Genomic DNA, 21479 nt, shown 5'->3' with positions numbered 1-21479 from the left:
GGCGTACCCGCCGCCGATGAAAGGACAGAACGTGCGAGCAGCGCGCTACTACGGACAGCATGACATCCGCGTGGAGCAGGTCGCCGAGCCGCAGGTCAAGGAGCCCGACGATGTGCTCGTCGAGGTGGCCTACTGCGGCATCTGCGGGACTGACCTGCATGAGTACTCCGTGGGGCCGATCGTCACCCCCGTCGCACCGCACCCGCTGACCGGCGCCACGCTGCCGCAGACTCTGGGGCACGAGTTCTCGGCCAGGGTCGCCGCCGTGGGCGCCGCCGTCCGCGACGTCGCCGTCGGCGACCGGGTCTCGATCATGCCGGCCATCGTGTGCGGGCGCTGCCGCTACTGCCGCCGCGGTCAGGGGCACCTGTGCGTACGGTTCGCCTGCACCGGCCTCAGCGCCGAGACGGGCGGGCTCGCCGAGTACGCCCTGGTCAAGGAGTACCAGGTCGCCAAGCTTCCCGACGAGGTGTCCGACGTCGAGGGCGCGGTCATCGAACCGGCCGCGGTCGCCGCCTACGGTGTCGATCGCGCCGGGGTCACCGGCGGTGACATCGTGCTGGTCACCGGTGCCGGGCCGATCGGCATCCTGTCCGCGATGTACGCCCGCGCCGTCGGAGCGTCGACGGTCATCATCTCCGAGCCCAACAAGAATCGCTCCGCGCTGGCCGCCTCCCTCGACATCGGCCCTGTGGTGGACCCGGCCACCGAGGAGCTCGACGTGCTCGTGGCGGAGCTGACCGACGGCGACGGCGTGGACCTGGCCGTCGAGTGTTCCGGCAGCACTCCGGGTCTCGCCTCCTGCGTGCGGCAGACCAGGAAGCGGGCCTCGATCGTGCAGACCGGGCTGCACACTCGGCCCGCCACCCTCGACGCGATGGCGCTGTCGGAGAAGGACCTCACGCTCTACGGCAGCTGGTGCTGGAGGATGACCGACTGGCCGCGGATCATCCGCATGATCGCCTCCGGCGCGTACCCGGTCGGCAAGGCCGTCACCGCCCAGATCTCCCTCGGCGACGTCGTCGCCAAGGGCTTCGACACGCTGGTCGACCCGCAGGGCGACCAGCTCAAAGTCCTCGTCCGGTCGGGTTCGTGACCCGAGAAAGGAAAGCCGCATGAGCTCATTCGGCGACATGCACCACGTCGGCATCACGGTGCGCGACCTGGAGGCGTCACTGGCCTGGTACGAGCGCATCTTCGGGGTGAAGCCCGAGTTTGTCGCCCACGGGTCGGGGCCCGGCCTGTCGCAGGCCTTGGGAGTGCCCGGCGCGTACCTCCGGTTCGCGTTCCTCCGCTTCGGCGGCAGCGTGATCGAGCTGCTCTGCTACGACAACGACCGCGAGGAGACGTTCACCCGGTCGAACGCCGACGTCGGCACCGCGCACGTGTGCATCGACGTCCCCGACCTGCAGGCCGCCTACCGGGACCTGCTGGGCAAGGGCGTCGAGTGCCTCGCCCCGCCGCTGCTCATCGAGGACGGGCCGCTCGAAGGCTGCTCGTTCGTCTACCTCAAGGACCCCGACGGCATCACCCTCGAGCTGTTCCAGACCCCGGACGGGAAGGAGCACCCGTGAGCGGGCGCAGAGCGCTGGTCATCGGCGCCACCGGACTCACCGGCCGCAACACCGCCGAGCACCTGGCGCGAGCCGGCTGGGCGGTCACCGGACTGTCGCGCAGGAACGCCATGGAGAGCGAGGGGGTGCGGCACGCGAGCGCCGACATCCTCGACCCGGACTCGGTGCTGCGGGTGGCCCGGGAGGTACGGGCGACGCACCTCTTCTACTGCACCTGGTCGCGCAGGAACACCGAGGCCGAGAACATCGTGGTCAACGGGACGATGTTGCGCAACGTCCTGGACGCCGCGGGCAGTACCGGGACGCTGGAGCACGTCTGCCTGGTCACCGGCCTCAAGCACTACCTCGGCCCGTTCGAGGCCTACGCGCGGAACCCGGCCAGGCCGCCGTTCCGCGAGAGCCAGCCGCGGCTGGACCACGAGAACTTCTACTACACCCAGGAGGACATCCTCTGGGAGGCCGCGGACCGGTTCGGGTTCGGCTGGTCGGTGCACCGCCCGCACACCGTCATCGGATACACGCTCGGCAACGCCATGAACATGGGCGTCACGCTCGCCGTCTACGGCACGATCGCCCGCGAGACGGGCATCCCGTTCGTCTTCCCCGGCTCCCCCGAGCAGTACGAGGGCACCACCGACATCACCGACGCCCGGCTCCTCGCCGAGCACCTGGCCTGGGCCGCGACCACGCCCGCGGCACGGAACGAGGCGTTCAACGTCACCAACGGCGACACGTTCCAGTGGCGCGAGATGTGGAAAGTGGTGGCCTCCGGTCTCGGCGTCGAGGCCGCCCCCTATCCGGGGCACCCGACACCGCTCGACGGCCGGATGGACGACGCCGCCGTCATCTGGCGGCGGATCGCCGAGCGGGAGCGACTCGTCGAGCCCGACGTCGACCGCCTGGTGTCGTGGTGGCACACCGACAGCGACCTCGGCCGGACGGTCGAGACCTACGCCGACATGGCCAAGAGCCGGCAGGCCGGCTTCACCAGGGTCCAGGACAGCAGCCGGTCGTTCCTCGACCTCTTCGACCGGCTGCGCAAGGAACGAGTCATCCCCTCGGAGGTGAGGCCGTCATGAAGGCCCTTCAGTTTCAGGACGCCGGCAAGCTGACGCTGGCCGACATCGAGATACCGAAGATCGGCGACGACGAGATCCTGGTCGCACTGCGGTCTGTCGGGATCTGCCACTCGGACTTCGAGCTGTTGGAAGGGCGCTACATCATCCCCTTCGAGTACCCGATCATCCCCGGCCACGAGTGGTCGGGCGAGGTCGCCGAGGTCGGCCGGAACGTGACCGGGTTCGCCACCGGCGACCGGGTCCTCGGAGAGTGCGTGATCGGCATGGACCACTTCGGATTCTCCATCTCGGGAGCCGCGGCCGAATACTTCGTGGTCCGGCCGGAGTGGCTGCACAAGGTGCCCGACGAGCTCACCGACAGCCAGGCAGCGCTCGTGGAACCGTTCAGCTGCGCGTACTTCGCCGCCATGCGGGCAGGCAACGTCAACGCGAGCGACACCGTCGTCGTCTTCGGCGCCGGGCCCATCGGCCTGAGCTGCGTCGCGGTCGCCGCCACGCTCGGCGCCCGGGTCATCGCCGCCGAGCCCGACGCCGCCCGCGGCAGCCTGGCCCGGCGGCTCGGCGCGGAGGACGTGCTCGACCCCACCTCCGCCGGCTTCGCCGAGCAGATCCTCGACCTCACCGGCGGGCGGGGCGCGAGCGTCGTCATGGAGGCATCCGGCCAGCCGGCCGCGATGGCGGCGACGCTGGAGGTCGCCGGCTTCAACGGCCGCCTGGTCAACATCGGCATCGACGTCGGCCGCAGCGCCACGGCCAAGCTGGGGCTCATCCAGTCGAAGCAGTTGCAGATCCGCGGCACCATCGGCTCGCCCGGCGTGTGGCAGGACACCCTGCGTTTCCTCGCCCGGTCCGGTCTCGACCTGACGCCGATGATCACCAGCAGGTTCCCCCTGGAGCGGGCAACGGAGGCGTACGACGCCGCACGCCGTACCGATCGCAACGTCAAGGTGCACATCGAGAACGGCGCGCGCTCATGAAGGCCGCGGTCCTGCACGCCGCCGGGGACGTCCGCATAGAAGAGCGCCCCGACGCCCCCGCCCCCGAGCCGGGAGAGGTACGCCTGCGGGTCACCCGCGCCGGGCTCTGCGGCACCGACGCCAGCGAGTACGCCGCCGGTCCGATCATGACCCCGCTGAAGAGCCGCCACCCGGGCTCCGGCGCGCTCGGGCCGGTAGTACTCGGCCACGAGTTCATCGGCGTCGTGGAGAGCACGGGGCCGGGCAGCGACCGGTTCACCATCGGTGACAGGGTGGCGGCCGGCGCCGGTGTCTGGTGCGGAGGCTGTGACTGGTGCCGGCGCGGTCAGACCAACCTCTGCCGGTCGTACTGGACCTACGGACTGTCCGCCGACGGTGCGCTCACCCGGCAGGTCACGGTGCCCGAGGTGATGCTGCACCCCATCGCGCCGCACGTGTCCGACGACAACGCCGCGCTCGCCCAGCCTCTCGCGGTCGGGCTGCACGCCCTGGACCGTAGCCGGGTCCGGCCCGGTGACGTGGTGGTTGTGCACGGTGCCGGCGCCATCGGGTCATTCATCATCGCCGGTCTGCAGGCCGCCCGCGCCGGCGCGATCGTCGCCGTGGACATCGACGACGGCAGGCTGGAGACCGCCGCGAGGCTCGGCGCCGACGTGACGGTCAACGCGTCTTCAGGCGACCCGCTGCAGGTGGTACGCGATCTCACCGGCTCGGCGCTGGCCGACGTCACCATCGAGGCGAGCGGCGTGCGCGACGGCCTCTCCCTGGTGCAGCGGCTGACCCGGCGCGGCGGCACGATCCTCCTCGTCGGCCTGCCCAAGGGGGCGGTCTCGTTCGCGGCGGCCGACCTCATCCTCCGTGAGATCGACGTCATGACCACCGTCGCCCACGTGTGCGACCGGAACCTTCCGGCCGCCCTCGACCTGCTCGCCCGGCGCGATCTCGCCTCGCTCCTCGTCGAGCGCGTCGTCCCCCTCGATCGGATCGTCGAGGACGCCCTCATCCCGATGGCCGAGGGAGCCGCCCGGGGCAAGCTCCTCGTGGACACCCAGGCTGGGCCATCATGAGCGAGCGGCTACTGCGGGTCGCCTTCTGCGGCACCGGCCGGATGGGCGCCGAGATGGTCGGCGTCCTCACCCGGCAGGGCTTCCCGGTCACCATCTGGAACAGGACGGCGGAACGCGCCGTCGCCACCGCGGGGCGCACCGGCGCCGAGGTGGCTCCGACGCCGGCGCTGGCGGGCAAGGACGCCGACGTCGTGATCACCATGCTGACGGACGGCCAGGCGGTGCTTCGTACGCTCGCCCGCGACGACGGCGTCCTGGCCGGCGTCCGCGAGGGCACGATCGTCGTGGACTGCTCCACCATCGGCGTGCACGCGGCACGCGAGGCCGCAGAACTGTGCGCCGCCGCGGGCATGCGCTTCCTCGACTGTCCGGTGAGCGGCAGCACCGCCGTAGCCCGCGAGGGCCGGCTCGGACTGATGGCCGGCGGCGACCCGGCCGTGATCCACGCGGCGCGACCGGTGCTGGCGGCACTCGGCACCGTGGTGCACGTGGGGCCCACCGGGGCCGGCGCAGCAGCCAAGGTCGCGGTGAACGCACTGCTGCACACGTTCAGCACCGCCCTGTCCGAGTGCCTGGTCACCGCCCGCGCCTCCGGTGTCTCCGCCGACTCCTTCTTCGACGTCCTCGCCGCCGGCGTGCTGTGGAACCGCTTCCTCGACTACAAGAGGCCCGCCTTCACCGACCCGGCCGGCACCCAGGTCGCCTTCGATCTGGGCACCGCCACCAAGGATCTCGGCCTCGCGGTCACCGCCGGCGACGACGCGGGCCTCCAGGAGTCCGTGGTACGGCGTGCTTTCGAGCTCCATGAGCACGCGCTCGACGACGGCTTCGGCACCAGGGACATGGCCGCGATGGCGGCCTGGTTCGCGGCCACGGCCGGCCGGGCCGGCCACTCGGGCACGGCCGGTCGCGCCGGCCACTCGGGCACGGCCGGTCGCGCCGGCCACTCCGCCGCGGCAGGAAAAGGTGCTCCCGGCCGCGCAACCGAAAGGAAATAACGTGGGAATCGCCACTTACGGAATGAACGCCGTCGACTGGGAACAGCGGCTGGACCTCGACCGGCTGCGTACCGAGCGCCTTGCCCGGCTACGCGCCGAGCTGGACCGCTCATCGCTGGGCGCGGTGCTCGCGTTCGACTTCCCCAACATCCGGTACATGACGGCCACCCATATCGGCACCTGGGCCAACGACAAGCTGATCCGTTTCGCCCTGCTGGTCCGGGGCGCCGAACCGATCATCTGGGACTTCGGCTCGGCGGCCAGGCACCACCAGCTGTACAACCCGTGGCTCGGGCACGCCGCGCTGGAGTCGCCCGACGCCGTCCACGGCCCGCACCACGGCGCGGACACGCAAACGGGCGGCGCCCGAGCCGGCATCTCCACCCTGCGTGGCGCCTTCCACCCACAGGCCGGCATCGCCGAGGACGTGGCCAACAAGATCAGGATTGAGCTGGACCGGCACGGGCTGCTCGGCGAGCCGCTCGGCGTCGACGTCATCGAGCTGCCGATCCTCGCCGCGCTGCAGCGGGCCGGCATCCAGGTCGTCGACGGCCAGCAGGTCTTCCTCGAGGCGCGCCGGATCAAGACCAAGGACGAGATCGGGCTGCTCACCCAGGCCGCCTCCATGGTCGACGCCGCCTACGACCGGCTCTACGAGTTCCTGCGGCCGGGAGTCCGCGAGAACGAGACCGTGGGACTGGTCAGCAAGGTGCTCTACGACATGGGGTCGGAGTTCGTCGAGGGCGTCAACGCGATCAGCGGGGAGCGGTGCTCGCCGCATCCGCACGTCTACTCCGACCGCTTCATCCGGCCCGGAGACCCCGCGTTCTTCGACATCCTGCACAGCCATATGGGCTACCGGACCTGCTACTACCGGACCTTCGCGGTCGGCAGCGCCTCACCCGCCCAGCGGGACGCCTACAAGATCTGCCGCGAGTACATCGACCAGGCGATCGCCCTGGTGAAGCCCGGTGCCACCACCGCCGACATCGTCTCGGTGTGGCCCACCGCGCAGGAGTTCGGCTTCGCCGGCGAGGAGGCCGCGTTCGGCCTCCAGTACGGCCACGGCGTCGGACTGTCCATCTGGGAAAAGCCGATCTTCAGCCGGCTCGTGTCCCTGGAACATCCCGAGACCCTGGAGGAGGGCATGGTCTTCGCCCTGGAGACGTACTGGCCCGCCAAGGACGGCTGGTCGGCGGCCCGCATCGAGGAGGAGATCGTCGTGACCGCCGACGGGTGCGAGGTGATCACGAAGTTCCCCGCCGAGGACCTGCTCGTCGCCGGCCGGCCGTACTACACGACCGGCGGGATGCTGCCCACCACGCGGGAGTCGCAGTCGCACCTGAACACGCCGGGAGGCCGGGCATGACGCTGCCCCTCGAACGGCACCAGTACGGTGGGCACGCTATCGTGCTGCCGCCGGACAGCCAGACAACCCACGACGCCGCGCCCATCGACCGGGACGTCCGGCTGCTGATGTACCGGCGCCTGCACGAGCTACGCCAGTTCGAGAAGCGCGCCTACGACATGTTCATGCAGAACCTGGTCAAGGGCACCACCCATCTCTCGCTGGGCATGGAGGCGGTGGCCGCCGGGTTCGGCACGGCGATGCGCGAGGACGACTACACGTTCGCGACGTACCGGGGCCACGCGCACACCCTGGCCCGCGGAGTGGCGATGGAAGGCGTCTTGGCCGAGTTGCTGGGCCGCGCCAACGGGCTGCTCGGCGGCAAGGGCGGATCCATGCACCTCACCAGCGTCGAGCACGGGGTGATGGGCTCGTACGCGATCATCGGTGCGCACCTCACCATCGCCAACGGGGCGGCGTGGTCCGCGCAGTACCGCGGGAGCGGCCAGGTCGCGGTCTGCTTCTTCGGCGACGGCACCACCAACATCGGCGCCTTCCACGAGGCGCTCAACTACGCGGCGGTCTTCGCCCTGCCGGTGGTGTTCGTCTGCGAGAACAACCTGTACATGGAGTACACCGCCATCTCCGACATCACCGCGGTGCCCCGCCCGGCCGCCGACCGGGCGGGTGCCTACGGTCTCGAACCGGTGGTCGTGGACGGCAACGACGCCGACGCCTGCTATCTGGCCGCGCGCGACACGCTGGAACACGCCCGTTCCGGCCGCGGCCCGGTCCTGATCGAGGCGCTGACCTACCGCCACGGCGGCCACTCCCGGGCCGACCCGGGCAAGTACAAGCCTCCGGGCGAGCTGGAGGCCTGGCTGGCTTACGACCCGTTGAAGATCTATCGCGGCCGGCTGGAACGGCTCGGCGTCCCGTCCGCGGAGCTGGACGAGATCGAGAGACAGGTCGGCCGAGCCGTCGACGCGGCGACCGAGGCGGCCAAGAACGGTCCGATGCCGGTTCCGGCATCGGCGTACACCGACGTGTGGGCGGATGGAGGAAGTTCGTGGCGCAACTGACCTACCGCGAGGCGGTGGCCCGCGGAATCGCGCAGGAGATGAGACGGGACGAGCGCGTGGTCCTCATCGGGGAGGACATCGCCGGGGCGGGAGGCGTGTTCAAGACCACCGTCGGGCTCCTGGAGCAGTTCGGGCCGCGCCGCGTCATCGACACCCCGATCTCCGAGCAGGCCATCCTCGGCGCCGCCATGGGCGCCGCGATGACCGGTCTGCGGCCGATCGCGGAGATCATGTTCTCCGACTTCTTCGCCGTCTGCTGGGACATCGTCGTCAACCAGATGGCGAAGACCCGCTACATGACCAACGGGCAGGTCACGATCCCGCTGGTGGTGAAGAGCGGCAACGGCGGAGGACTCCGCTTCGGCGCCCAGCACTCCCAGTCGATCGAGAACTGGGCCATGGCGGTGCCGGGGCTCAAGGTCGTCACCCCGTCGTGCCCCGAGGACGTCGTGGGGCTGATGGCCGCCGCGGTGCGCAGCGACGACCCGGTGCTGTTCTTCGAGCACAAGGGGCTCTACGCCAGCAAGGGCGACGTCCCCGACGGCACCGTCGAGGACGTGCTGGGCACGGCCAAGATCCGCCGCCGGGGCGACCACGCCACCATCGCCGCACTCGGGCTGATGGTGCCCCGGGCCATGGAGGCCGCCGAGCGGCTCGCCGGCCGGGGCATCAGCTGCGAAGTCATCGACGTGCGCTCGCTCATCCCGCTGGACGCCCGGACGATCCTGGAATCGGTCGCCCGTACCGGCCGGCTGTTCACCGTCGAGGAGAACCCCCGGGCACTGGGCTGGGGCGCCGAGGTCGCGTCGATCGTCGGGGACGAGGCCTTCTGGGACCTCGACGGACCGATCGTGCGGATCACCACACCGCATGTCCCGCTGCCCTCCGCCGACTCGCTGGAGGACCTCGTCATCCCGTCGGTGGACCGGATCGTGGCCGAGATCGAGAAGGCGATGCAGGCGTGAGCGACATCGACATCACCATGCCGCAGCTCGGCGAGACGGTCGCCGAGGGCACCGTGACGCGCTGGCTGTGCACGGAGGGTGCGCCGGTCGCCGCGGACGATCCGCTGCTCGAGGTGTCCACCGACAAGGTCGACACGGAGGTGGTCGCCCCGGCGGACGGGGTACTCCGGCGGATCCTGGTGCCCGAGGGCATGACCGTACCCGTCGGCACCGTCCTCGCGCTCCTCGCAGACATCGCCGCCGCCGAGGACCCCGGGTCACCGCCGGTCACGGCTCTCAGCGGGCCAGGCTCCGCACCGCGTCCCCACGGGGTCGCGACGCCGGCGGCGCGCCCTCATCGGCACCGGGACAGTCCCCGGGTGCGCCGGCTCGCCCGCGAACACGGCGTCGACCTCACGGTGGTACGGCGATCGGGACCGCACGGACGGGCCACCGTCGCCGACGTGCGCGAAGCGGCCGAGCGGGCGTCCATCCCGGCGCAGTCACATCCTGGCGCGGTCAGCAGCCGCCCGCCCCTTCCGGGAACTCCACACGCCGGGGCGTCCAACGCACGTGGCCGGGTCGAGCGGCTCTCCCGGCGGCGCAAGGTCATCGCCGAACGCATGCACCGGTCGCTCCAGGAGTCGGCTCAACTGACCACAGTGATCGAGGTTGACCTCACACACGTCGTCAAGATCCGCGAGGCGGCGAAGCACGGGTTCCGCAGCAGATACGGCGTCTCCCTGTCCGTGTTCCCGTTCGTGGCCGAGGCAGCCGTACGTGCCCTCGCCGATCACCCGGTGATCAACGCGGAGCTGGACCTCGCCGCCGGAACGGTCACCTACCTTCGCCGGGTGGACCTCGGGATCGCCGTGGACACCGATGACGGACTGGTCGTCCCGGTCATCCGAGGCGCCGAGGACCTCACCGTCGGGGCGCTCGCCCGTCACATCGCTCACCTCGCGGCCCGATCCCGGGACGGTTCGGCGACCGCCGACGACCTCGCGGGCGGCTCCTTCACCATCACCAATACCGGTAGCCGGGGGGCGCTGTTCGACACGCCCATCCTCAACGCGCCCCAGTCGGCGATCCTCGGCCTCGGTTCCGTGACGCGTCGGCCTGTGGTTCTGCACGGCGATGACGGCGACGAGCTGATCGCGATCCGCTCGATGGCCTATCTGTCCCTGACCTACGACCATCGACTGGTGGACGGTGCGGACGCCGCCCGCTACCTCGTGTCCGTGAAGGGGCGGCTTGAGAGCCCCGATCAATCGTGGCTCCACAGCCTGGGCATCACAGAGGCCGCGACCCTAGTCCCGCCGCCCTGCTGAAGACTCCCTTGGATAAGGTGCGTGCCCTGCAACACACGCTCGATCTCCGCAGTTCGGGATCGGGTCGTGCAGGCCGCTTTGAAAATCGTGCTTGAGCCGGTCTTCGAGGTGGGCTTCCTGCCGTGCAGCTTCGGGTTCCGCCCCAAGCGCGCGGCTGCGGATGGGCGATGTACTTCACGTACGGACACTCCACGATCCGCGTCGGCAAGGTCAGGCACTACGCGATCCAACGGCTGGCGATCTTCATCGGGAAGCGACACAAACGCGGACGACGCTTCGGCATCAACGTGGTCGCCTACAGCTCGCCGGACCAGTGCGGCCTGATCAAGCTGACTGCAATCGTCGTCTCGCCCAGGGCAGGCAAGCCCTGGCGGGAGAAGCTGAATACCGGCGGTGAACGGCGTCGGTGAGCCGTGTGCTGGAGAACGGCATGCACGGTTCGATGCGGCGGGAGCTGGAAACGGAACGATCGCGACCACGGTCACTGGGGAGAGCACAGCCGACCGGGAAACCGGCGGAAGACAGGCCCCAGGCCCTACGTCCACCATGATCGCCACCGCGCCAGCTCCCGACCCTACCGCCAACGGCTGTTCCTGGGTTCCTCAACCCCGGACCCGTTCGCCTACCTCCTTCTGCAGTACACCTTGGTCATGTCCACCGGGAAGGGCAAGCTCGACCCGCTCCACAACCACCGCTACCTCGGCGTCAGGCCGCGACCAGCGCCGAAGAGTTCTTCCGCCGGGCCATGAGCTGACACCTCGTCCAGCGACCGGTCCACATGGTCTCGACTGTGAGGTCGCTCACACCGAGTCACAGCCGATCGGGGTATTTCGTCGAAGAGGGCATGGCGAACTCGGAACAGACCTCGGTGCTGATCACCGGAGGCAACAAAGGACTCGGCTTCGAAGCGGCCCGGAGGCTCGGGGAGCTCGGATGGACGATCTTTCTCGGCTCGCGCGACGAAGGGCGAGGACGGGCGGCTGCCGACAAGCTGACTGACAACGGCGCGAACGTGGTCATGGTCCCCCTGGACGTGACATCAGACGAGTCGGTGGCCAACGCCCAGCGGCTCGTCCGCAAGCACACCGACCGGCTGGATGTACTGATCAACAACGCCGGCGCGTCAGGGCGGGCCATCGCGCCCGCGGACGCGACGGCTGAGGAGATTCATTCCGTCTACGACACCAACGTGTACGGACCGATCAGGGTCACGCACGCGTTCCTTCCCCTGCTGCAGGCGGCGGACAATCCGCGGGTCGTGATGGTGTCCAGCGCCGTCGGCACCTTCGCGGTCGTGACGGATCCGGACCAGCCCGCCTCGAGAATCCACGAGCTCGCCTACAGCTCGTCGAAAACGGCGCTGAACATGATCACCGTCCGGTACGCCCAGGCACTCCCGAACATCAAATTCAACATGATGACTCCCGGAGAAGTCGCCAACCACAAGTTCACCGCCACCGACATGAACAATCACACCGGCCAGCTGACCGTCACCGAGGGCACCGACCCGATCGTCAAGCTCGCGACGATCGACGCCGACGGACCGACCGGGATCTTCCTCGATCGCCTTGGCCCCGTCGCCTGGTGAGCGGTGCCTCGGGCTTTTGCCGGCGACCCCGCAAAAGCCCGAGGTGACACTTCTCGCAGCCGTCTTCGTCCCCCACGAAGGCGGCTGGCGAACGCCGAGCTTGAACGACCGGAACGACTCAGCCAGATCTGTTACTGGGAGGTCCTTCATGACGAAGAGCGTTGCCGGCGAACTCGCCGGACAGGAACTGCCGGTCGAGCGTGGCTGCCCGTTCGCCCCGCCCGCCGAGTACGAGCGGCTGCGCGAGCGGGCGCCGATCAGCAAGGTCCACCTGACCGGCGGCACCGAGGTGTGGTGGGTGTCCGGGCATGAGGAAAGCCGTGCCGTACTCGCCGATCGGCGCTTCTCCTCCGACCGGCGCAAGGACGGCTTCCCGATCCTGAACGTCGATGCGACGACCCTGCGGCAGGTCCGCAGCCAACCACCATTGATGATCGGCATGGACGGCGCGGAACACGCCGCGACCCGGCGTCCAGTGATCAGCGAGTTCACCGCGAAGCGGCTGGCCGCGCTGCGCCCGCGCATCCAGGACATCGTCGACCACTTCATCGACGACCTGCTCGCCACCGAGCAGCGCCCTGTCGACCTGGTGCGGACGCTGTCCCTGCCGGTGCCGTCATTGGTGATCAGCGAACTGCTCGGCGCGCCCTACACCGACCACGACTTCTTCCAAGGCCGCACCGCCGTGGCGGTGCGGCGGACCTCGTCGCCGCAGGACCGCCAAAGAGCCTTCGCCGAGCTCCGCGCCTACATCGATGATCTGATCACCCGCAAGGAGTCAGAACCCGGCGACGACCTGGTCAGCCGGCAGATCGCCTGGCAACGCCAGAACGGCACCCTCGACCACGCGGGCCTGGTGAGCCTGGCCTTCCTCCTGCTGACCGCCGGACACGAGACCACCGCGAACATGATCTCCCTCGGCGTGATCGGGCTACTCTCCCACCCGGAACAACTGGCCCTGATCACGGCCGACCCGAGCAGGACGCCCATGGCCGTGGAGGAACTGCTGCGTTACTTCACCATCACCGACACGGTCGCCGCCCGGGTGGCCACCGAGGACGTGCAGATCGGCGGGGCGAGAATCACGGCCGGCGAGGGCGTCATCGTCTCCAGCCTGTCGGCCAACTGGGACCCCGCAGTGTTCGACAATCCGGCCGAACTGGATGTCGAGCGCGGGGCCCGCCACCACCTCGCCTTCGGCTTCGGCCCGCACCAATGCCTCGGCCAGCACCTGGCCCGGATGGAGCTGCAGATCGTCTTCGACACACTGTTCCGCCGCATCCCTGCCCTGCGGCTCGCCGTACCGGTCGAGGAGGTGCCGTTCAAACCGGACGCCGTCGTCTACGGCGTTGAAGAACTCCCGGTCACCTGGTGAGGCCGCAATCGCATGAGATCGACCGGCTCAGGCTGGTCCAGGTTCAGGTCACACGCGTCGCACTTCCGGCCTGGTGACGAGGTCTTCGGCATGCCGCGCTCCCCCACAAGGCGGGCGGCTACGCGGAGTACGTGACCGCCCCGTCGCGGCACTTCACCAGTAAGCCGGCCGGCCTCGACCACGTGCACGCAGCCGCATTGCCGCTCTCGGCGCTCACCGCGTGACAGGTCCTGTACGACACCGCGAACGTGCGCTCGGGCCAGCGCGTGTTGATCCATGCCGCGGGCGGCGGGGTCGGCCATCTGGCCGTGCAACTCGCCAAACATCTCAGCGCGGAGGTCGGCACCGTCCTGCCGTTCGAGCAGGCGGCCAAGGCACATGAGCTCGGCGAGACCAACCGCACCACCGGAAAGATCGTGCTCACTGTCGCCGGATGACCGGATCCGCCTGCCTTGGTCAGATGTGCTCCAGGACGACCACGGGGATCTGCCTGCGGCTCCTGGCCTCGTAGGTGTGGTAGACCGGCGCGAGCTCGGTCATCATGCGCCAGAGCCGCTCCCGTTCCGGCCCTTCAGCGGTACGCGCGCGGGCGGTGAAGGGCTCGCCGAGGATCTGCACGCCGACCTCCGGGTTGGCCACGATGTTGAGATACCACGCGGGATGCGTCTGCGTGACGGCCGAGCCGGACGCGACCAGGATGTAGCGGCCGTCGTCCTCCTCGAAGAACAGCCCCGTGCGCAGACACCGGCCCGACTTCCTGCCCTTGACGGTGAGGACAAGGTTGGTCACCCCTCCTTCCAGGTAACCGTCACGGCCGTCCGTGGCCAGGTAGCGGCGGACATGTTCGGCGACCGAGCGGTCGGGGCTGTCAGCGGCGTCGTCCCACATCACTGGTCTCCCGCCGTGATGCCCTGGGCGAACCCCGCATCGACCGCGAGCTCACGCCCTGATGCCTTGCTGCCGACGGCACTAATCGACGTCATGGATCTGACCTTTCGGTTCTTCGTTCATGGGCCGCTGCCCCGCACATGGGCGGGGCAGCGGTGGAAGCGGGGCCTGCCTCAGTGCGCGCTGCTGAGGCCCTGGGCGAACCCTCCGTCGACAGGGAACTCGACGTTGGTGGTGAAGGTCGCGTCGGCGGCCAGGAAGAGCGCGGCCGCGGCGACCTCCTCGACGGTGCCGTTGCGCTTGAGCGGAGTGGTCTCGCTGCCCTGCCGTTCGAACTCGCGGCGTTCTTCCTCGGTCAGCCCCGCGACACCCATGGTCGGGGTCTTGATGTAGCCGGGGGCCACGGCGTTGACGCGGATCTTGCGAGGCAGGAACTCGGCCGCGAGGACGTGGGAGATCGCCCGTACCGCCTCTTTGGAGCCGGATAGGCGCTCAGGCCGGTGAAGATCAGATCGTTGGCGACGGTGGTGAAGACGATCGCCCCGCCCTCGTTGATCAGCGGCGACAGGCTCTGCACCGTGAAGAAGGCGCCCTTCGCGTTCACGGCGAAGTGTCGGTCCCAGGAGTCCTCGGTGACCTCCTCAAGCGTCTGAACCTCGGCGATGCCGTGGTTGACGAACAGGTAGTCGATCCGGCCGAGCCTGTCCCGCACGGTGCCGGCGAGGGCTCGGATGTCGGCCATGTTCCCCGCGTCAGAGCGTACGACGTGCGCGGAGTGCGGCTTCAGCTCGGTACGCGCTTGCTCGATGTTCGTCTCATTGCGGCCCGTGAGGACGACCTCGGCCCCGCCGTCCAAGAGCGCTTCGACGATAGCCAGGCCCATTCCGTGGGTAGCGCCCGTGACGACGGCCTTCTTGCCTGCGAACTTGCTCATCATCGACTCCTACAAGGTGTGTGGTGCGCCGGCTCCGACCGGTGCACCACACAGAGTGCGGGCCTGGGCTCGCGGTTTTCTGTCGGTCTGCTTGCGGTGCGCTGACACGCCGGAGGATGACCGCGTGGCCGTACGGTGAGTTCATGCGTTTCGGGGTGTTGGGTCCTCTGGCCGTCTGGTCGGCGGACGGTGAAGCCGTGGTGGTGCCGGAGACGAAGGTGCGCTCACTGCTCGCTGCTCTGCTGACGGCCCCGGGGCAGGTGGTCTCCGCTGATCGGCTCGTGGACGAACTGTGGGGAGAGGCGCCGCCGGCGAATCCCACGGCTGCCTTGCAGACCTTGGCGTCGCGGCTGCGGCGGGTGCTTGGCCGTGCCGGGGGCCAGCGCGTCCTGGTGCACCGGGCCCTCGGCTACGTCCTCGACGTGGCGGACGACGCCATGGACGCAGGTCGGTTCACCGCACTCACCACACGGGCCCGTACCGCCACGGACCCCCGCGAACGCGCCGAACTGCTCACCGCGGCGCTGGCGTTGTGGCGCGGCCCCGCCTTCGCCGACTTCGCCGACGACGAGTTCGCGCGCCCGGCTATCACGCGCTTGGAGGAGCAGCGCCTGCTGGCCCTGGAGGAACAGGCCGAGGCCCGCCTCGAACTGGGCGAGCACGGTCTTCTCGCCGGGGAGCTCGGCGACCTGACCCGCCGTCACCCGCTCCGGGAGCGGCTGCGCGCGGCCCATATGCGAGCTCTGTACGGCGCGGGCCGGGCGAGCGAGGCCCTGGACAGCTACCAGGATCTGCGCCGCGGCCTGGAGGAGGAACTGGGCCTTGAGCCGGGTCCTGAACTGGCCGCCCTGCAACGGGAGATCCTGCGGCAGGACCCGACCCTGCGGGCCGTCCCGGCACCCATGTCCGCGCCGCGCCGCCACACCAACCTGCCTGTCCCGGCCACCGCCCTGGTCGGGCGGTCGGACTCCGTGCCAGAGGTCCGCGCCCTGGTCGCGACGGGCCGCCTGGTGACGTTGACCGGGCCCGGCGGAGTCGGCAAGACGCGGCTGGCGGTAGAGGTGGCGTCCGGCCTGACCGGTTCCCACCCGGACGGTGTCTGGCTGGTGGAGCTGGCCGCCCATACCTTCTCCACCGAGTCCGGCGCCACCACCACGGGTGACGAACTGGCCGAGGTCGTGGCCGCGACGCTGGGGGTCCGGGACGACCCTGGCCGCTCCGGCCCGTTACCGCGCACGCTGCTCGACCGTCTGTCCGACGCGCTCCGCACCCAACGCCTGCTGCTGGTCCTCGACAACTGCGAGCACGTCATCGAGGCCGCCGCCGGCCTGGCCCAGGCGCTGCTGCGGGACGCCCCGGGCGTACGGATCCTCGCCACGAGCCAGGAACCGCTGAGCATCTCGGGCGAGCAGGTCTGGCCGGTGCCCCCGCTTGATCTGCCCCCGGACTCGGATGATCAGGCGGTACTGCGCGCGTCGAGCGCGGTGCGGTTGTTCGTCGACCGCGCTGCGGCGGCCTCGCCCGGCTTCGCCCTCACCGACGACAACGCCCGTGCGATCGCCTCCGTCTGCCGCCGGCTCGACGGCATTCCGCTGGCCCTGGAGCTGGCGTCGACCCGGGTCCGGGTCCTCGGGGTGCGTGAGGTGGCCAAGCGTCTGGACGACCGTTTCCGGCTGCTCACCGGCGGTCATCGGGGCGTCCCCGCACGGCAGCAGACCTTGCGCGCGATGATCGATTGGAGCTGGGAACTGCTCACCGCGGCCGAGCAGGCAGTGCTGCGCCGGCTCGCCATCCACTCCGATGGCTGCACGCTGGAGGCCGCCGAGGCAGTCTGCGCCGGTGCCGGTGTGAAGCCCGCCGAGGTCCTGGACCTGCTGACCCGTCTGGTCGACCGTTCTCTTGTGCTGGTCGCCCACGATGCGGACGGCACCCGGTACCGGCTGCTCGAGTCGGTGTCGGCGTACCTCTTGGAGCGGCTGCGGGAAACCGAGCATGAGCGGGTACGGCGCGCTCACGCGTACTACTACGTGGCGTTCACCGAACGGACGGATCCATTACTGCGCGGCGCCGATCAGCAGCGCCGGCTCCGGCTTCTGGACGCCGAGAGCGCCAATATCCGCAGCGCGCTCGACAGCGCCGCCGCGGACGGCGACGGCCACCTGATGCGCCGGCTCGTCCACGCGATGGCCTGGTACTGGTTCCTGCGCGGTCGTCTCAGCGAGGCCAAGCGCTACCTCGCCATAGCCCTCGCCCTGCCCGGCGATTCCTCCGGCGGCGGTGAGGGCGAGGCGGACTCTGCGGCCGGCCGGGTACCGGACCGGTCGGGCACCGTGGCCTGGCACACCGGGATGAGCCTGCTGTCCGGCGCCCCGGACGGACCGGCACGCCACAGCCAGGCCGTCCTGGAAGTGTACGAGGGCATCCGCGACCCCCATGAGCGGGTCAGGGCGGGCTGGCTGCTCGCTTACGCGGTCACCAGGTTCGGCGACTCCGCGGTGGGCACGGAACTGCTGAACCGGATGCTCACTGAGTCCTGTGCGCTCGGCGATCGCTGGGGCCTCGCCGCGGGGCTCAGCACCCGCGGCATGCAGACCTACGTCTGCGGCGATCTGAAGGGTTCCCGGCGTGACGGCGAGGAGAGTCTCGAGCTCTTCCACGAGGCCGGTGACCGGTGGGGGCAACTGCAGGCCACGGCCGTGCTGGGACGGCTGGCGGAGATCGAGGGCGACTATCCGCGGGCCGCCCGCCTGCACCGGGAGGGGGCGCGGATGGCGGAGGAGCTGGGGCTGTGGACCGACGCCTCGATGCGCTGGTCCGAGCTCGGCAGGATCACCCTGCTGACCGGCGACCACGCCGGGGCCGAGGAATTCCACGAGCGGGCCAGGCGCCTCGCCATTGAGCAGGGAGACCAACCGGCCGAGGAGTACGCCGAGCTCGGGCTCGCCCTGGGGGCGCGCCGGCAGGGCCGGCTCGACCGGGCGGAGTCGTATCTGCGCCGGTGGCTGGAGTGGAACCGGCAGTTCGACGCGGAGTACGGGGCGGCGCTGATCCTGGCCGAGCTCGGCTTCGTCGCGGAACTGCGCGGGGACGCGAAGACGGCACTGGAGCTGCATCGGGAAGGGCTGGTTGCGGCCCGGGACACCGGCGATCCTCGGGCGATCGCCCTGGCCTTGGAGGGGCTCGCCGGGGCGTGGGCACTCGCCGGTCACCCTCTGCGGGCCACACGCCTGCTCGGTGTGGCCTCCGCGGCCCGCGCCTCGGTGGACGCGCCGCTGCCGGCTGCCGAACGCGGTGACGTGGGCCGGATCACCGCGGCGCTACGCGCGGCACTCGGTGAAGCAAGCTTCGAAGCCGAGTTCGAACTGGGCACCGCCCTGAACCCGGACGACGCGGAACTGCTCGACACGTGACGGGATACGCCTGGACACGCGCCCGCTTGGCGCATGGACGGCTGGACGTGAGCACGCAGCGCTCCGGGCTGACACGTGGTGATCAAACACGTCGGGCTATCTTCGAGGTCCCGCCTCACTGACTCGACTCGCAGCTTCAGCTCGAGATCCACCGTGATGCGCGGCCCGCGTCCACCGGGCTTGCCAGTGATCTGTTCGTGGAGCATCGCGACGGCGTTGAAAAGCCAGCGCCTCCACGTCAGCGGAGACCGAGGTCAGCGAGGGCGTCGTGAAGCGTGCCCCTCGACATCGTCGAAGCCCACCACCGCGACCTCCTCCGGAACCCGCGCGCCGCGGGAGCGCAGTGCCCGCAGCGCGCCGAAGGCGAGCGAGTCGTTCGTGGCGAAGATGGCGTCCGGCATCGACCGCCCGGCGTCGAGGTGCTCCTCGAGCGTTTGCTGCCCGTCTATCCGCGTCCAGCCGCCGCCTCCCCGCGCTCAGCAGGTGACGCACTACCGCGAGGGAGACCTGTCTGTTCTGGATGCCGATGTGCAGGACCCGCGCGTCCAGCACCTGGTCGCTGACCAGCACGATCGGAAAGTTCGCGCGGTGACACCGCCCGACTCCCAGGTCGCCCTGTCCCTGGCCACCGACTTCGAGAACTTCAGCGTCCTCAAACCGGCCGCTCACCAAGAGCGCGCGGTCCGCGCCATGCTGGATGAGGTCGTCGCATGGGGCGGCGCGCTGAAGGCGCTTCGCGACGGCACAGCGCCCGCCGGCCTTGATGCCCGTACATGATCCTGCTCATCGCGCGCGGGTGAGAGGGTGGTCGATCTCGTCACGCCGGAGGCGGGCGAGAGCGATGGCCAGTACGGCGACCGTCAGCGGGGCGACGGCTGCCACGAGAAAGACAGGCCGGCTACCCCAGGCGGCTGCCGCCGGGCCGACCAGCGCCATGGACAGGGGAGCCGCGCTGAGCGAGACGAAGAAGTCGAGGCTGGAGACCCGGCCGAGCATGGCGGGCGGGACGCGACGTTGCAGCAGTGTTCCCCAGATGACGCCCGCGCCGGACGTAAGGGCGCCGCACAGGAAAAGCGCGGCGATCACAGCCCACAGTTGGTCGGCCGCCCCGAGGACGGCGAGCGGAAGACAGCCTCCACCCCAGGTCAGGAGCATCACGGACAGGTAGCGCCGGGGAAGGGTCAGCGCCGACATCGTGAGCGAGCCGATCACCCCGCCGAGGCCGTAGCAGGCGAGGGCCAGCGCGTACGCCTGAGGCCCGCCAACTCCCTGGTCGCGGATCGTGAACGGCAGCAGGACCTGGATCGGTCCGATGGTGACCAGGACGAGCGTGACGGCGAACGCCAGCGTGCCGACCAGCCACGGCGTCGTGAGCAGGTAGGCGAACCCGGCCCGCAGGTCGCTCACTACCGACCGGACAGGGCTGCCCGGCCGCGCCGTACGGTCGCGCGCCTCGGGTTCGCGCATGATAGCGGCGCACGTGGCGGCCAGGAGATGCACGCCGGCGATGCCGGCGAACGCCATGCTCGGCGCGAAGGCGCTGATGAGTGTGCTGGCGGCGCCCGGCCCGGCCGCCTGCATCAGCGTCGGCCTCAGCATGCCTTCGATCCCATTGGCCGTGAGCAGATCGTCTTGTGGGACGACAGCGGGGACGAGCGCGGAGTAGGCGGGGTAGAAGAATCCGTCCGCGATCCCGAGCACCACGGCGACCACGATGAGCTGTCCGGGGGTGAGCAGGTCCATGGTGGCGGTGACGACCACCGAGCCGGCGGCCATCGCCTTGGCGGACTGGGCGAGCAGGATTATGCGCCGCCGGGACGCGCGGTCGGCGACGACGCCTCCCAGCAGGGCGGTCGCGACCAGTCCGACGCCGCCCGCGGTGCCGATCAGGGAGAGTTCGGACGGACCCCCGCCGATCGCGATCACCTGCCACACCACCGCGACCGCCCACATGCCGCTGCCGGCCAGGCTCAGACCGAGCGCGGTGGCCAGCAGCCGGTACTGGCCCGTCCGGAATGGCCGGAGCGGCCGTGGGAGTCGGGCGTGCCTGGGTGCCGGATCGATGTCACCGATGTCGGATGTGCTGGGGGACATGCCGCCTCCTTTGTTGCGGAGCGTTTCGCTCCGCATCGTACGATAATTGCGGAGCGAATCACTCCGCAACTGTGTAGACTGCCGCCATGACGAGTTCGCGTTCATGGCGCAGCGAGGAGGTCGCCCGAAACGACCGAGCGTTGCTGCGAGCAGCCCGCGAGGTGCTGGCGGTGGACGGCGTGCACGCGTCGGTGGCGTCGATCGCGGCCCGGGCCGGGGTTGGGGTGGGGTCGCTGTATCGGCGCTACCGCACGAAGCAGGAGCTGTTCCAGCGGCTTTGCCTGATCGCGCTGCGGGAATACCTCGACGCGGCGACGGAGGGCCTGGCCATGGACGATCCGTGGGAGGGCCTGATGCACTACGCGATGGCGTCGATCCGCTCGGGCCCCGGTTCGCTGGCGCCGGTGGCCGGCACCTTCGAGCCCACCGACGAGATGACCGACCTGGCCGAGCAGGGCGACCGCGCAGTGGCCCGGCTCGTCGAGCGCGCACACCAGGCCAAAGTGCTCCGCGCCGGAGTGACCCCGGTCGATCTCGAGCTGCTCATCGAGCAACTCTCCAAGTCCCCGCTTCAGGAACAACTGCAACGGCAGGGACGGACCGAACTGTACGACGCGGCCAGGAACGCAAGAGAACGCGTCATCGCCATCGCGCTCGACGGCCTCAGGGCCGTTCCCGCGGGGCCGGTGCCCGGTCAGCCGCCTGGATACGAGCTGTTCGCCATGAGATGGGTGCCTCCCGCAGGCGGCGCCCAGCAATCCGAGTGAAGGTCGACAGAAGGAGACACCCG

20 protein-coding genes and 2 pseudogenes are annotated in these 21479 nt (G+C 70.1%); 18 read left to right on the top strand and 4 right to left on the bottom strand.

Going from position 1 to position 21479, the window contains the following annotated elements:
• Window positions 1–31 precede the first annotated feature (31 nt).
• The 15 genes and pseudogenes from E1286_RS04565 (at window position 32) to E1286_RS51870 (ending at window position 13800) form a co-directional block, all read left to right on the top strand.
• On the top strand, window positions 32–1096 hold the full coding sequence (locus E1286_RS04565; protein ID WP_132609011.1) for an alcohol dehydrogenase catalytic domain-containing protein: 1065 nt from the start codon (window positions 32–34) through the stop codon (window positions 1094–1096).
• A gap of 19 nt (window positions 1097–1115) precedes the next feature.
• Window positions 1116–1574 carry a VOC family protein gene (locus E1286_RS04560; protein WP_132609010.1) on the top strand — a complete coding sequence of 153 codons (459 nt, stop codon included), beginning with the start codon at window positions 1116–1118 and terminating at the stop codon, window positions 1572–1574.
• Window positions 1571–2653 (top strand): SDR family oxidoreductase, encoded by a 1083-nt coding sequence (locus tag E1286_RS04555; RefSeq protein ID WP_132609009.1) that lies wholly within the window; start codon window positions 1571–1573, stop codon window positions 2651–2653. Before E1286_RS04560 ends, E1286_RS04555 begins: the two co-directional genes overlap by 4 nt.
• Entirely contained in the window at window positions 2650–3630 is a 981-nt protein-coding gene (locus tag E1286_RS04550) for a zinc-dependent alcohol dehydrogenase (RefSeq protein WP_132609008.1), read from the top strand. Before E1286_RS04555 ends, E1286_RS04550 begins: the two co-directional genes overlap by 4 nt.
• Complete coding sequence (locus E1286_RS04545; RefSeq protein WP_132609007.1) at window positions 3627–4697, top strand: zinc-dependent alcohol dehydrogenase; 1071 nt, start codon at window positions 3627–3629, stop codon at window positions 4695–4697. Before E1286_RS04550 ends, E1286_RS04545 begins: the two co-directional genes overlap by 4 nt.
• The gene (locus E1286_RS04540) at window positions 4694–5695 is read left to right on the top strand and encodes an NAD(P)-dependent oxidoreductase (RefSeq protein WP_132609006.1); all 1002 of its coding nucleotides are present in this window, start codon (window positions 4694–4696) and stop codon (window positions 5693–5695) included. Before E1286_RS04545 ends, E1286_RS04540 begins: the two co-directional genes overlap by 4 nt.
• 1 nt (window position 5696) lies before the next feature.
• A complete protein-coding gene (locus tag E1286_RS04535; protein WP_132609005.1) occupies window positions 5697–7064 on the top strand; it encodes a M24 family metallopeptidase in 1368 nt (455 codons plus the stop codon).
• Window positions 7061–8125: a thiamine pyrophosphate-dependent dehydrogenase E1 component subunit alpha gene (locus E1286_RS04530; RefSeq protein ID WP_132609004.1), complete on the top strand. Its 1065-nt coding sequence runs from the start codon at window positions 7061–7063 to the stop codon at window positions 8123–8125. Before E1286_RS04535 ends, E1286_RS04530 begins: the two co-directional genes overlap by 4 nt.
• Window positions 8113–9090 (top strand): alpha-ketoacid dehydrogenase subunit beta, encoded by a 978-nt coding sequence (locus E1286_RS04525; RefSeq protein WP_132609003.1) that lies wholly within the window; start codon window positions 8113–8115, stop codon window positions 9088–9090. The genes E1286_RS04530 and E1286_RS04525 overlap by 13 nt, the downstream gene beginning before the upstream one ends.
• The gene (locus E1286_RS04520; protein WP_246074438.1) at window positions 9087–10400 is read left to right on the top strand and encodes a dihydrolipoamide acetyltransferase family protein; all 1314 of its coding nucleotides are present in this window, start codon (window positions 9087–9089) and stop codon (window positions 10398–10400) included. Before E1286_RS04525 ends, E1286_RS04520 begins: the two co-directional genes overlap by 4 nt.
• Before the next feature lie 167 nt (window positions 10401–10567).
• Window positions 10568–10810, top strand: a complete 243-nt coding sequence (locus E1286_RS04515; protein ID WP_132609002.1) for a hypothetical protein — start codon at window positions 10568–10570, stop codon at window positions 10808–10810.
• Between the two features lie 458 nt (window positions 10811–11268).
• A complete protein-coding gene (locus tag E1286_RS04510; RefSeq protein WP_223189542.1) occupies window positions 11269–11988 on the top strand; it encodes an SDR family NAD(P)-dependent oxidoreductase in 720 nt (239 codons plus the stop codon).
• A 148-nt stretch (window positions 11989–12136) separates the two neighbouring features.
• The gene (locus E1286_RS04505; RefSeq protein WP_132609000.1) at window positions 12137–13363 is read left to right on the top strand and encodes a cytochrome P450; all 1227 of its coding nucleotides are present in this window, start codon (window positions 12137–12139) and stop codon (window positions 13361–13363) included.
• A gap of 63 nt (window positions 13364–13426) precedes the next feature.
• Window positions 13427–13704, top strand: a pseudogene (locus E1286_RS51875) (NADP-dependent oxidoreductase); the annotation flags it as partial.
• 9 nt (window positions 13705–13713) lie between these two features.
• Complete coding sequence (locus E1286_RS51870) at window positions 13714–13800, top strand: zinc-binding dehydrogenase (RefSeq protein WP_425464737.1); 87 nt, start codon at window positions 13714–13716, stop codon at window positions 13798–13800.
• Window positions 13801–13819: 19 nt separating this feature from the next.
• On the opposite strand, the gene E1286_RS04495 is transcribed toward E1286_RS51870, so the two are convergent.
• Together E1286_RS04495 and E1286_RS04490 are read right to left on the bottom strand one after the other, a co-directional pair.
• Window positions 13820–14251, bottom strand: coding sequence for a nitroreductase family deazaflavin-dependent oxidoreductase (locus tag E1286_RS04495; protein WP_132608999.1), 432 nt, complete (start codon window positions 14249–14251; stop codon window positions 13820–13822).
• 173 nt (window positions 14252–14424) lie between these two features.
• Window positions 14425–15134, bottom strand: a pseudogene (locus E1286_RS04490) (SDR family oxidoreductase).
• Window positions 15135–15328: 194 nt separating this feature from the next.
• Between E1286_RS04490 and E1286_RS04485 the strand changes: the two are divergent.
• Window positions 15329–18595 (top strand): AfsR/SARP family transcriptional regulator, encoded by a 3267-nt coding sequence (locus tag E1286_RS04485; RefSeq protein ID WP_132608998.1) that lies wholly within the window; start codon window positions 15329–15331, stop codon window positions 18593–18595.
• A 254-nt stretch (window positions 18596–18849) separates the two neighbouring features.
• Here the strand turns inward: E1286_RS04485 and E1286_RS49005 are convergent, their stop codons facing one another.
• Window positions 18850–19044 (bottom strand): substrate-binding domain-containing protein, encoded by a 195-nt coding sequence (locus E1286_RS49005; protein WP_281282620.1) that lies wholly within the window; start codon window positions 19042–19044, stop codon window positions 18850–18852.
• 34 nt (window positions 19045–19078) lie between these two features.
• Here E1286_RS49005 and E1286_RS04475 point away from each other — a divergent pair, with 34 nt between their 5' ends.
• Complete coding sequence (locus tag E1286_RS04475; RefSeq protein WP_132608997.1) at window positions 19079–19372, top strand: hypothetical protein; 294 nt, start codon at window positions 19079–19081, stop codon at window positions 19370–19372.
• Window positions 19373–19378: 6 nt separating this feature from the next.
• Here E1286_RS04475 and E1286_RS04470 read toward each other — a convergent pair whose 3' ends face one another.
• Complete coding sequence (locus tag E1286_RS04470; protein ID WP_132608996.1) at window positions 19379–20689, bottom strand: MFS transporter; 1311 nt, start codon at window positions 20687–20689, stop codon at window positions 19379–19381.
• An 86-nt stretch (window positions 20690–20775) separates the two neighbouring features.
• On the opposite strand from E1286_RS04470, the gene E1286_RS04465 reads away from it, so the two are divergent.
• The gene (locus tag E1286_RS04465) at window positions 20776–21456 is read left to right on the top strand and encodes a TetR/AcrR family transcriptional regulator (RefSeq protein ID WP_132608995.1); all 681 of its coding nucleotides are present in this window, start codon (window positions 20776–20778) and stop codon (window positions 21454–21456) included.
• Window positions 21457–21479: the final 23 nt, after the last annotated feature.

It is taken from the genome of Nonomuraea terrae, from assembly GCF_004348995.1.
Lineage (GTDB): Bacteria > Actinomycetota > Actinomycetes > Streptosporangiales > Streptosporangiaceae > Nonomuraea > Nonomuraea terrae.
Note: the sequence above shows the minus strand (reverse complement) of the source record. Positions and strands in the feature narration are given on the sequence as shown.

What these genes read in the sequence shown, in the direction of transcription:
- E1286_RS04550 (WP_132609008.1), top strand. Translation starts at nt 2,650, where the DNA reads ATGAAGGCCCTTCAGTTTCAGGACGCCGGCAAGCTGACGCTGGCCGAC.
- E1286_RS04530 (WP_132609004.1), top strand. Translation starts at nt 7,061, where the DNA reads ATGACGCTGCCCCTCGAACGGCACCAGTACGGTGGGCACGCTATCGTG.
- E1286_RS04515 (WP_132609002.1), top strand. Translation starts at nt 10,568, where the DNA reads ATGTACTTCACGTACGGACACTCCACGATCCGCGTCGGCAAGGTCAGG.
- E1286_RS04505 (WP_132609000.1), top strand. Translation starts at nt 12,137, where the DNA reads ATGACGAAGAGCGTTGCCGGCGAACTCGCCGGACAGGAACTGCCGGTC.
- E1286_RS04545 (WP_132609007.1), top strand. Translation starts at nt 3,627, where the DNA reads ATGAAGGCCGCGGTCCTGCACGCCGCCGGGGACGTCCGCATAGAAGAG.
- E1286_RS04560 (WP_132609010.1), top strand. Translation starts at nt 1,116, where the DNA reads ATGAGCTCATTCGGCGACATGCACCACGTCGGCATCACGGTGCGCGAC.
- E1286_RS04485 (WP_132608998.1), top strand. Translation starts at nt 15,329, where the DNA reads ATGCGTTTCGGGGTGTTGGGTCCTCTGGCCGTCTGGTCGGCGGACGGT.
- E1286_RS04495 (WP_132608999.1), bottom strand. Translation starts at nt 14,251, where the DNA reads ATGTGGGACGACGCCGCTGACAGCCCCGACCGCTCGGTCGCCGAACAT.
- E1286_RS04540 (WP_132609006.1), top strand. Translation starts at nt 4,694, where the DNA reads ATGAGCGAGCGGCTACTGCGGGTCGCCTTCTGCGGCACCGGCCGGATG.
- E1286_RS04470 (WP_132608996.1), bottom strand. Translation starts at nt 20,689, where the DNA reads ATGTCCCCCAGCACATCCGACATCGGTGACATCGATCCGGCACCCAGG.
- E1286_RS04465 (WP_132608995.1), top strand. Translation starts at nt 20,776, where the DNA reads ATGACGAGTTCGCGTTCATGGCGCAGCGAGGAGGTCGCCCGAAACGAC.